This is a genomic window from Nocardia thailandica NBRC 100428, from assembly GCF_000308795.1.
Classification (GTDB): Bacteria; Actinomycetota; Actinomycetes; order Mycobacteriales; family Mycobacteriaceae; genus Nocardia; species Nocardia thailandica.
Genome location: NZ_BAGK01000043.1, coordinates 17,586 through 27,783, shown reverse-complemented (window position 1 = coordinate 27,783; position 10,198 = coordinate 17,586). Strand labels below are relative to the sequence as shown.

At 74.5% G+C, this 10,198-nt stretch carries 8 protein-coding genes and 1 pseudogene; 2 read left to right on the top strand and 7 right to left on the bottom strand.

Annotated elements, in window-relative coordinates:
- From ON36_RS04575 to imuA', 3 genes and pseudogenes are all read right to left on the bottom strand, one after another.
- Positions 1 to 581 (bottom strand): sucrase ferredoxin (locus tag ON36_RS04575; RefSeq protein WP_281004813.1); only part of this gene is annotated, 581 nt, incomplete at its 3' end.
- Between the two features lie 91 nt (positions 582 to 672).
- A pseudogene (locus ON36_RS04570) lies at positions 673 to 2,251 on the bottom strand (DNA polymerase Y family protein).
- A gap of 281 nt (positions 2,252 to 2,532) precedes the next feature.
- The gene (imuA', locus tag ON36_RS04565; protein WP_043647919.1) at positions 2,533 to 3,264 is read right to left on the bottom strand and encodes a DnaE2-dependent mutagenesis accessory factor ImuA'; all 732 of its coding nucleotides are present in this window, start codon (positions 3,262 to 3,264) and stop codon (positions 2,533 to 2,535) included.
- Between the two features lie 507 nt (positions 3,265 to 3,771).
- Here imuA' and ON36_RS04560 point away from each other — a divergent pair.
- A complete protein-coding gene (locus ON36_RS04560; RefSeq protein ID WP_043647916.1) occupies positions 3,772 to 5,364 on the top strand; it encodes a TROVE domain-containing protein in 1,593 nt (530 codons plus the stop codon).
- A gap of 177 nt (positions 5,365 to 5,541) precedes the next feature.
- Positions 5,542 to 6,675, top strand: a complete 1,134-nt coding sequence (locus ON36_RS04555) for a serine/threonine-protein kinase (protein WP_043647895.1) — start codon at positions 5,542 to 5,544, stop codon at positions 6,673 to 6,675.
- On the opposite strand, the gene ON36_RS04550 is transcribed toward ON36_RS04555, so the two are convergent.
- From ON36_RS04550 to ON36_RS04535, 4 genes are all read right to left on the bottom strand, one after another.
- Positions 6,656 to 7,894, bottom strand: coding sequence for an acyltransferase family protein (locus tag ON36_RS04550; RefSeq protein WP_052313646.1), 1,239 nt, complete (start codon positions 7,892 to 7,894; stop codon positions 6,656 to 6,658). The two genes, ON36_RS04555 and ON36_RS04550, sit on opposite strands and share 20 nt — an antisense overlap.
- A 15-nt stretch (positions 7,895 to 7,909) precedes the next feature.
- Complete coding sequence (locus tag ON36_RS04545; protein WP_052313645.1) at positions 7,910 to 8,812, bottom strand: SGNH/GDSL hydrolase family protein; 903 nt, start codon at positions 8,810 to 8,812, stop codon at positions 7,910 to 7,912.
- 114 nt (positions 8,813 to 8,926) lie between these two features.
- Complete coding sequence (locus ON36_RS04540) at positions 8,927 to 9,301, bottom strand: hypothetical protein (RefSeq protein WP_169334679.1); 375 nt, start codon at positions 9,299 to 9,301, stop codon at positions 8,927 to 8,929.
- 176 nt (positions 9,302 to 9,477) lie between these two features.
- Complete coding sequence (locus tag ON36_RS04535; protein WP_043647905.1) at positions 9,478 to 10,113, bottom strand: response regulator; 636 nt, start codon at positions 10,111 to 10,113, stop codon at positions 9,478 to 9,480.
- Between the last annotated feature and the right edge of the window lie 85 nt (positions 10,114 to 10,198).

Sequence of the window (10,198 nt, the reverse complement as noted above, 5' to 3'; positions counted from 1 at the left end):
GCGGCCGCGGCGGCGTCGACCCGGCCGTAGGTGAGCCCGGACGGGAGCAGCACCATGGCCGGCGCGAAGCGATGCCCGCCGGTGTGCGAGCACTCCCACACGCGGTCCGGGTACGCGGCCGACAGCGCGGCGGCGACGGGGCGGCCGAGCCGCGCGCAGCACTGATCCCGTTTCCCGTGCGCGCACACCAGCGCGATCGGATCCCGCACGCGCGCACCGATTCCCGGCGGCGGACCGGCGACCGCGCGCAGGTCGACGGCCGACAGCTCCGACAGATCGCCGATCTCGAACCGCTCGCACCACGCGCCCTCGGCGGTGGTCCGCGCCAGCAGCACCGTGCGCCTGCCGGTGAACTCGTTGCGTCCCGGCCTGCGGATCAGGGTGGGCCGCACCTTCGCCGCCGCGGCCCGCGCCGCCAGCTCCGCGGTGACCTCGGCCCCGAGCACCTCGTCCCCGATCACGTCGCGCCCCCAGGCGCCGGGGTGCTCGATACCCAGCCACCCGGTGACGTGCGTGGCCGTCCCCGGCAGCGGGATGTCGGCCGCCGCGGCCGAGCACGGCATCCCGTCGAACGGGTTCATCTCCAGCTCCTCCCGGCCCCGGCGGGCACACCCGTACCACTCTAGAACCGGTGCCGCCGGGGGCATCGGCAGGCGAGTTCCCGGCTGCCGGTCAGGCGTAGACGCCCTCGGCGCGCCAGGTGCCCGCGTGATAGTGCAGCAGGACGGCCCGGGATTCGGGGGCGGCGAGGGTGAGCAGGACCTGGGCGCGGGCGTGCCGGGCGCCGTCGGGGGCCCACCAGCGGTCGTCGACGGGCCAGGGGCCCGCCCAGCCGGTGAGCGGCCAGGTGCGGGTGCCCCAGTGCAGGGTGGCGGGGTCGGCGCTGAACAGGCCGCGCGCGGTGACCTCGATGTCCGTGTCGTCGGCGCCGGTGAGACGGACGCGCGGGCGGTCGAGCAGGAGCAGCGCGGGCGCGGGTTCGGGGAGGCGGCCGGGCCAGGGCTGGTCCGGATCGGCGGTGGGGGTCGGTTCGTCACCGAGGGTGACCAGGGTGACGCGTTCGGCGGGCCCGCGACCGCCACTGAGGACGCCGACCCGCACGGCGTCGCCCCCGAGCAGCCCCTGCACCCGGACCAGGGCCCGGCGGGCCCGCTCGTCCTCCTCACCGACCCCGCCCCACAGTCCCAGCTGCAAGGCGCCCGCGGTGACCACCTCGACCGGCTCCAGCCGCAGCAGCACGATCGGGGCGGTCGGGCGGTCGCGGCGGGTGAGCCAGCCGTCGAGCTGCCAGCGGATGCGGTCGGCGGTGTCCTCCGGCGTGAGCGGGCGGGCGCAGCGCCAGATCCGGGACAGCTCCTCCCCCGCTTCGGTCCGCGCGGAGACCGCGAGCCGGGTGCAGGCCACCCCCGCCGCGGACAGGGTCGCGTGCAGCCGGGTGGCGAGCAGGCGTCCGGTGAACGCGGCGGCGTCGACCCGGTCGATCGGCGGGTCGCAGACGTGCTCGACGGCGAGGTCGGCCTCGGGCGGGCGGGCCGAGGGCGGCCGTTCGGGCAGGGCTCGCGCGCAGCGGTGGGCCAGCGCGGCGTCGGCGCCGAAGCGCGAGGTCACCTCGGTGGCCGAGAGCCGGGCGAAATCGCCGATGCGGCGTAGGCCCAAGCGGCGCAGCAGGTCGACCAGCTCGGTCCGGTCGACCGGCGCCAGCGCGGGTTCGGCGGCCAGTTCGCCGACGGGCAGGGGGGCGAGGAACCGCGCCCCCCTGCCCCGGCGGGACGACGGCGGACCGGCGGGCGGCGAGCACCGCGGTGGACACCTCGTCGGCGATCCCGACCTGGGCTTCCGCGCCCGCCGCCGCCACCGCGTCGAGCAGCCGCTCGGCGGCCGCCTCCTCGCCGCCGAAGAACCGGGCGGCGCCGCGCGCCCCGAGCACGAGCAGGCCGGGCCGCAGCACCTCCACCCCGGGCACCGTGGCGTCGACCGCCTGCACCACCGGTTCGAACAAGCGCGCGTCCCGGTCCGGGTCGGCCTGCGCGATCACCAGTTCCGGGCAGCACGACTGCGCTTCCCGGCGCCGCAGCCCGCGCCGGACCCCGGCGGCCCGCGCCACCGCCGAGCACGCCACCACCCGGTTGGCGTGCAGCACCGCCACGGGCTTCTCCGCCGACACCCCGGCCACCGCGGCCGCCGCGACGGCGGGCCAGTCCGGACACCAGACCGCCAGCACCCGCCTGCCCGCGCCGCCCGGCCCGGTCACCGCCCCGCCCGCCGCGCGCCGAGCCGCCCGCCGGAGGGCACACGACCAGTTACCGCGACGATCCCGACCGCGCGGGCGGGCGCCGACCGGCGCGCGTTCCCGGCCGACACTCCGGCCACCATCGATGAAGTGGGTGAACAGCAATCCGGCGAGATCATCCGCCCCATCACCACCACCTACTCCCGCGACGAAAGACACCCAGCGCAGCGACACATCAGCATCGGTACAGCTATCGATCATATTCGAATATACGTTCGAACGTCCAGGAGTCGAGGAGCGGGTCAGGACACCGCTTCGCGGGCCTCGGCCACGCCGGCGCGGCGGGCATCCGGCCCCGCGCCCGGCCGCCACTCGGTGCGCCCCGCCCTGGCGCACAGGTCGAGCCGCCCGTGCCGGGGCGGACCGGAACGGGAGCGGACGCGCACGTCGAGGCAGACCGAGCGGAGCAGCCCGCGGCCCGCGCCGAGCCCCGCGTAGCCGGTGACGCGGGTATCCAGCCGCAGGGTGGGGTTGTCCCAGCGCCCGCCGGTGACCAGCAGGGTGGCGGCGCGATTGCGGGCTCGCGCGGCCAGCACCCGGCAGCGCGCGGGCGCGACCGAGGTGCCGCCCAGGTCGAGCAGGACCAGGTCGAGCCCGTCGAGGAGGACGGCGGCGACCTCGACCGGATCCGGCCCCGGATCGGGGATCACCGCGAGCCGGGACAGCTGGGCGCCCATCTCGGCGGTGGCCAGCAGGCCGAGCCCCGGCATGCCGACCACCGCCGCGTGCCCGCCCGCCGCGGTGACCGCCGCGAGCAGGCCGGAGAGCAGCGCGTTGGCCCCGACATAGGCGACGACCGCGCCCTTGGGCAGGCCGCCGTCGGGCAGCAGGTCCGCGAGCGCGGCGGGCACCGGCAGCACCTCCCGGCGCAGCGGCTCCCGCGCCGGGGCGCGGCGCGTGGCCTGCTCACCGCGGCCGGGCAGAGCGGCCATCCGTCGCCGCAGCTCATCGATGGTTTTCGCGTCCGAACCCATCAGCACCACCTACCTCGACGACGGACCCGAAGCGGGTCGGCCGCCGCTCGGCACCGATCCGGCTTATCGATCGTCATTCGAATATACGTTCGAAGATCGCGGGGCGACACCCCACCCCCGGGCGGCGGAAAATGGGTGGCACCGCCCCCGCGGCCCGCGCTACCTTTCCAGCACAGCAACCGAAGAGGGGGCGGGCCGGATCCGGTCGGTTACCGTTTCCCACGGAGATGTCGCGGGTTCGAATCCCGCCGGCGGCCCGCGCCGCCGTAGCTCAGAGGTAGAGCACTCGAACATCGGTCGGAACACCACGACCGCTCCTTCTTCGGTTGTCCCGGGCGAGTGGACGGGCCGGAGCCGATCGGTTATCTGGCCCTCAGGTTCGACTCCTGGACACCGATGGCGACATCGGTGTCGATCCGGACGGCACACCACGACCGTCCGCTCGCCCGGGTCCGGGGGATTCACCTGCCCGCGTCCGCGGGCCGACACCACAGCGAGGGGGAACTCGTGAACATCCTGCGTACCTTCCACCGCCGCGACACGGCGCAGACCGCGCCCGCCGACCCGCGCCAGGTCCGCAACGACGCGGGCGGTTTCACCTTCCCGGTGACCCCGCTGACGCGGTTGCGCCGCTTCCTCGTCCTCGGCACCGACGGCGGCACCTACTACCGGACCCCGCAGGCGCTGACCGTCGAGAATGCCGCCGTTGTCGTCGATTTCGCGCAGCACCGCACCGCGGAGCTGGTCGCCGAGATCGTCGCCGTCTCCACCTCGGGCCGCGCGCCGCGCCAGCAGCCCGCGCTGTTCGCGCTCGCCGCGGCCGCCTCGCTCGGCGACGCCGAGCACCGGCGGCTCGCCCTCGACGCCCTGCCGCTGGTCGCGCGCACCGGGACGCACCTGTTCCTGTTCGCCGGCTACATCGAACAGTTCCGCGGCTGGGGCCGGGCGCTGCGGCGCGCGGTCGGGCAGTGGTACGTCGGCAGGAGCGTCGACGACCTGGCCTTCCAGGTGGTCAAGTACCGCCGGCGGGAGGGCTGGACCCACCGCGACCTGCTGCGTCTGGCGCACCCGGTGGCCGAATCCGACGAGCGGCGAAGGCTTTTCGACTGGATCTGCGGTCGCGAGGCGGCACCGGGCGGGCCTGCCCTCGTCGAGGGCTACCAGCGGGCGCAGACCGCGTCCGCCGACCGGGTCGCGGAGCTGGTGCGCTCCCACCGCCTGTCGTGGGAGATGCTGCCGGACGAGGCGCTGAACCGCGCCGACGTGTGGGAGGCGCTGCTGGACAACGGCCTTCCGCAGACCGCGCTGCTGCGTCAGCTGCCCCGGCTGACCCGGCTCGGCCTGCTCGCGCCGGGCGCGCCGCGCACCGCGTCCGTCGTCGCGCAGCTGACCGACGCCGAGCGGCTGCGCAAGGCGCGGGTTCACCCGGTGAACGTGCTGGTCGCGCAGCGCACCTACGCGAGCGGGCGCAGTGCGCGCGGCGCGGGCGAGTGGACGCCGTCGGCGCCGGTGGTCGACGCGCTCGACACCGCGTTCTACCGCGCGTTCGCCGCGGTGGAGCCGACCGGGCAGCGGTACCTGCTCGCGCTGGACGTGTCCGGGTCGATGACCACGCAGGTGTCGGGCCTGCCGGTCTCGGCGCGGGAGGTCTCGGCGGCGCTGGCCCTGGTGACCGCCGCGACCGAATCCAGCTGCGACATCGTCGGATTCACCAGCGCGTCGGGGTCGTGGGGCGAGAGCGCCCTGCGGCCGCTGGCCATCAGCCCGCGGCAGCGCCTCGACGACGTGCTGCGGACGGTGTCCGGCCTGCCGTTCGGCGGCACCGACTGCGCGCTGCCCATGCTGTACGCGCTGGAGCGGAAGCTCGAGGTCGACGTGTTCCTCGTCTACACCGACAACGAGACCTGGGCGGGCGAGACCCACCCGCATCAGGCGCTGCGGCGCTACCGCGAGCGGATCAACCCGCGGGCCAAGCTCGTCGTGGCGGGTCTGACCGCCACCGCGTTCAGCATCGCCGACCCCGACGACGCGGGCATGCTCGACATCGCCGGTTTCGACGCGGCGCTGCCGAGCGTGCTGGCCGACTTCGCGCGGGCCTGAGCGGCCGCCGTCCGGGAGAATCACGCGAGATTTTCCCGGACGGCGCCGCGATATGTGAAAATCTGTTGCGCCACTGTGGATCACACCCGCCGTGACCTGCGTCGCAGCCGGTCCTCCGGAGTGAGCCAGGAGGCAGAATCCGGCCAGCTACCCGGGATTTCCGATAGTCTCGCACCCGTGACCGAACGCGCTCGTCCCATCGTCGGCCCCGACTACCTCGTCGCGGGCCGCTATCGCCTGCAGTCGAAACTGGGCGGCGGTGGCATGGGCGCGGTCTGGCTGGCCACCGACCGGCTGCTCAACCGCGAGGTCGCGATCAAGCAGGTGCTCACCACGGCCGGGCTCAGCGAGCGCGAGGCCGAGGAGGTCCGCAGCGCGATCGTGCACGAGGGCCGGGTCGCGGCCAAGCTGTCGCACGAGCACGCCATCGCCGTCTACGACGTGGTGATCGAGGCGGGCGAGCCGTGGCTGGTCATGGAGTACTTACCCTCGCGCAGTGTGGCCAAGGCCATCGCGCTCACCGACACCCTGTCCACGGTGGAGGTCGCCCAGATCGGCGCCCAGGTCGCCGACGCGCTCGCCGCCGCCCACGCCGCGGGCATCATCCACCGCGACATCAAGCCGGGCAACATCCTCGTCGCCGACCGCGGGCCCGGCGTCGGCATGGCCAAGCTCAGCGACTTCGGCATCTCGCGCGGCGCGGGCGAAGGCGGGGACGAGCCCGACGGCGTCATCACCGGCACCCCCGCCTACCTGCCCCCCGAGCTGGCCCGCGGCGCGCGGCCGACGCCGGCCAGCGACGTCTTCTCCCTCGGCGCCACCCTCTACACCGCGCTCGAGGGGCAGCCGCCGTTCGGTTTCGACACCGAGGACAACGACGTGGTCGCCCGCTCGGCCATGGGCCAGATCATCCCGCCGACCCGCAGCGGCGTCCTCACCGCCGCCCTGCTGCACATGCTGGAGCCCGCGCCGCAGCGCCGGCCGACCATGGCCGAGGCCCGCGACGAGATCCTCACCGCCGCTTTCGGTCCCGGCACCGCCACCTACATCCTCAACGCGCCGGTGCGCACCGAGGACGGCACCATCCCCGCCTGGGCCGCCCGCAATTCCGCGTCGGGGCTGCGCAGCCCGCACTCCATGCCGCTGCCCCGCCCGCAGCGTCCCCAGTACTCCCCCGCCGCGACCCAGGCGCCGCCGCAGCGCGCCGGCAGCTTCTTCGACAACCTGCCCAACGGCGCCCCGCTCGCCATCGGCGCGGGCGTGCTGATCGGCCTGGTCATCCTGATCGGCATCATCCTGGCGATGATGTGACCGCGCCGGGCGGACGCGCCCGCGCGAAACGCCGCATGATCGGCCGGTCCACACAGCGGAAGACCAGGTCGGCGGCCAGGACCGAGAGCACGAGACACACCGCGACCCAGCCCAGCCAGCCGGCGAACGCGTACCGGTGGCCGCCGACGCACAGCCGGGTGACCGCCACCATCACCGGGAACTGGATCAGGTAGAAGGCGTAGGAGATCTCGCCCAGCCACACCAGCGGCCTGCTCGCGTTCAGCCCGCGGATCCCGGCCAGGTCGCGGGCGGCCAGGGTGGCCACCACCGCGGTCATCGGGCCGACCAGCAGCGCCGACATCTTGTAGTTCACCGGGACGAACCAGGTCGCGGCGTAGGCGAGGGCGAGCGCGCCCAGCGGCGCCGCCAGACCCGTTCGCCGCCAGCGTCCTTCGGCGACCATGCGCGCCGCCAGCACGCCGAGGTAGAACTCCGGCAGCCGCGACGGCGGGAACGTGTAACTCAGCCAGTAGGCCGGCGAGACCGGGATGTCGGGCTGGGCGAACCACTGGGGCGAGGCGTGGATCTCGTACGCGGGCGAGACGTCACCGGCCAGCAGCCGGGGCGCGAAGGTGTTGGCGATCCCCTTCGGGCCGTCGGCGACCAGGTAGAAGCCGGTGTGCAGGCACAGGATCAGCACCAGCAGACCGCCGATCCACCACAGCAGCCGCTCGCCGGGCACCCGTGCCACCAGCGGCAGCAGCAGCGGAAAGCTCAGGTAGAACAGCAGTTCCGCGGCCAGCGACCACGAGGGCACGTTGAGCCCGCCCACCGTCGTCCACTTCGGCACCCAGGAGTGGATCAGCGCCAGATTCGGCAGCCACACCACCAGCCGCGCCAACGGCACCGGCGCGACCACCAGGAACACCGCCGCCGCGACCAGGTGGGTGGGATAGATCTTCAGCACGCGCCTGCGCGCGTACCGGCGCACCGAGGAGCCGGGCGTGAACGACCAGTAGATGATGAAGCCGGACAGCACGAAGAAGAACGTCACCCCGGCCGCGCCGAACTGCATCGGCACCGCGCGATGGATCGCGCGGAACAGCTCCGACTTCTGGAACGGGTACACCGGCAGGAACACGAGGGCGTGCAGGACGAACACGGCGAAGGCCGCCCACCAGCGGGCCCCGGTCAGCGAGGGCAGGACCGGCCGGTCCGGCGCGGCACGCCCGGCGCCGGCGAGGATTTCGACGGCCATGCGGCACCGCCGCCCCTAGAGCCCGGCGCGGCGGATCAGCGCCTCGGCCACCAGCGCGTCCCCGCGCCCGGACGGGTGCGCCGGGATGCCGGTGAGGTCCGTGCGCGGGTCGAGGACCCCGTTCACCAGCGGCTCGGCCGAGCACAGGCCGTGTCCGGCCGTGAGCCCGCGCGTGTCGAGGAAGTCGATGCCCAGCAATTCGGCGGCCCCGCGCTGGGCCCGGTCCAGGGCGTCGAAGTAGGCGATGACCCCCTCGGCGCGCGGCTGCGTCACCCGGCCGAGCCCGGCCACATCGATGCACGCCGACGTGCCGCCGGACGGCCAGATCTCCGGGTAGCCGACCAGCACGATCCGCGCGGCGGGCGCGTAGTACTTCGCGTACTCCACGATGGCCCGCACCCGCTGGGCGAGGTTCTCGGCGGTGACCCCGAGGTAGTCGGGCAGGCGGTTCTGCGCGGGCGCGTCGAGCCCGCAGCCCGACACGAGGTTCAGCAGGCACTCGGTGAACGCGTGGATCATGGTGACCGAGTTGGCGCCCCAGGCGTCGTTCATCCCGGCCTGCAGGGTGATCACCCGGGTGGCGGGCCCGAAGGCGTTCGCCGCGGCCGCCTTGCGGGCCTGGTGCAGCAGCGTCCAGCCGGGCGGGGTGTCGACGGCGCCGCCGGAGCAGGACAGGTCGAGCAGGTCGGCGGTGTCCGCGATGCCGAGGCGCCTGCCGACCTGGGTCGGCCAGGAGGTGGCGCCGTGCGCGCAGGGCGAGGGTTCGTAGGCGATCTCGGCGCTGTTGGCGGAGTAGGAGTCGCCGAGCACGATCACCGCCGCGCCGGTCCCGGCCGGTTCGGCGGCGGCCGGGACCGTCGGGAAGACGGCCACCGCCAGGCAGGCGGACAGTGCTGCGGCGCAGCGGAGGAAGGACATGGCGACCTCGGAGTTCGGCGACCGGTTGCCCGGAACGTGGTGCGCGCCGGGGGAAACGGCGCGCGAGGGTGCGGACCGCCTGCGCGGACCGACGGCGGAGCGTGCGGCGCCCGGTCAGTAGCCCGGGCGGGGGGCGAACTCCGGGTCGGGCAGGGTGGGCGGGGCCTGGGTCTGGGGTTGGGGCGCCTGGAGGGTCTGCGGCGCGGGGGCGCGGGTGGCGGGCGGCGGGGTGTAGACCGTGGTCGGCGCCGGGATGATCGCCGGGCCGGGCGCTTCGGTGGGCGGATTCTCGGTGGTGGGCGCCGGGCCGGTGGTGGAGGGCGTGGGCGGCGGTGTCGTGGTCGGCGGTGTCGTGGTCGACGCGGGGGTCGTCGTGGTGACGGTGGTGGACGGGGCGGGCGCGGTATCACCGTCGCCGCATCCCGCCACGAGCAGCGCGGCCCCCGCGACCGCCGCCACCGCGCACCGGAAAGTGTTGGGTGCCATCATGATCGATCCGTACCTCCCCGCACGGGACGGTGCCGAACGCACCGCCTCGACCCCATCGATGCTAGCAAGCTATGACCGGGGAAGGAGGCCGGTCGGGACGAGACGGCCGGAACCCGCGCGCCGAAACGCGTTGCCGCAGCGAGCGACTCACGAGTCAGGGCGATACTCGTCGCCGCTCAGTCGATCCGGCGCCGGTGCGCCCAGCGGGTGAGGGCGTTGCGATTGGACTGCTGGGTCTTGCGCAACACGTTGGACGCGTGGGTCTCCACCGTCTTCACCGAGATGAACAGGGTCTCGGCGATTTCCCGGTAGGTGTAGCCGCGGGCCAGCAGCCGCAGCACCTCGAGCTCACGCGGGGTCAGCGAGTCCAGTTCCGGATCGAGCGGCGGCTCGGGCACCGGGGACCGGCCCGTGAACGAGTCGAGCACGAAGCCCGCCAGCCGGGGGCTGAACACGGCGTCGCCGCCCGCGACCCGGCGGATGCCGTCGGCCAGCTCGGCGCCGGAGATGGTCTTGGTGACGTAGCCGCGCGCCCCGGCCCGGATCACCGCGATCACGTCCTCGGCGGCGTCGGACACGCTCAGCGCCAGGCACACCGGGCCGTCGGCGATGCCGTGCAGCACCGCGACGCCGCCGCCGTCGGGCATGTGCACGTCCAGCAGCACCACGTCGGGGGTGGTGGCGTTGATCCCGCCGACCGCCTCGGCGACCGCGCCCGCCTCGCCGACGATCTCGATGTCGGCCTCCCGGCTCAGCTCGGCCCGCACCCCCGACCGGAACACCGCGTGGTCGTCGACCAGAAACACCCGCACCGCCACTGCCTGCTCACTCCTCGTCCCGCCGGTCACCCGGCCACCGGATTGCTGCACATCACCTATCACACGCATGCCCGCCCCC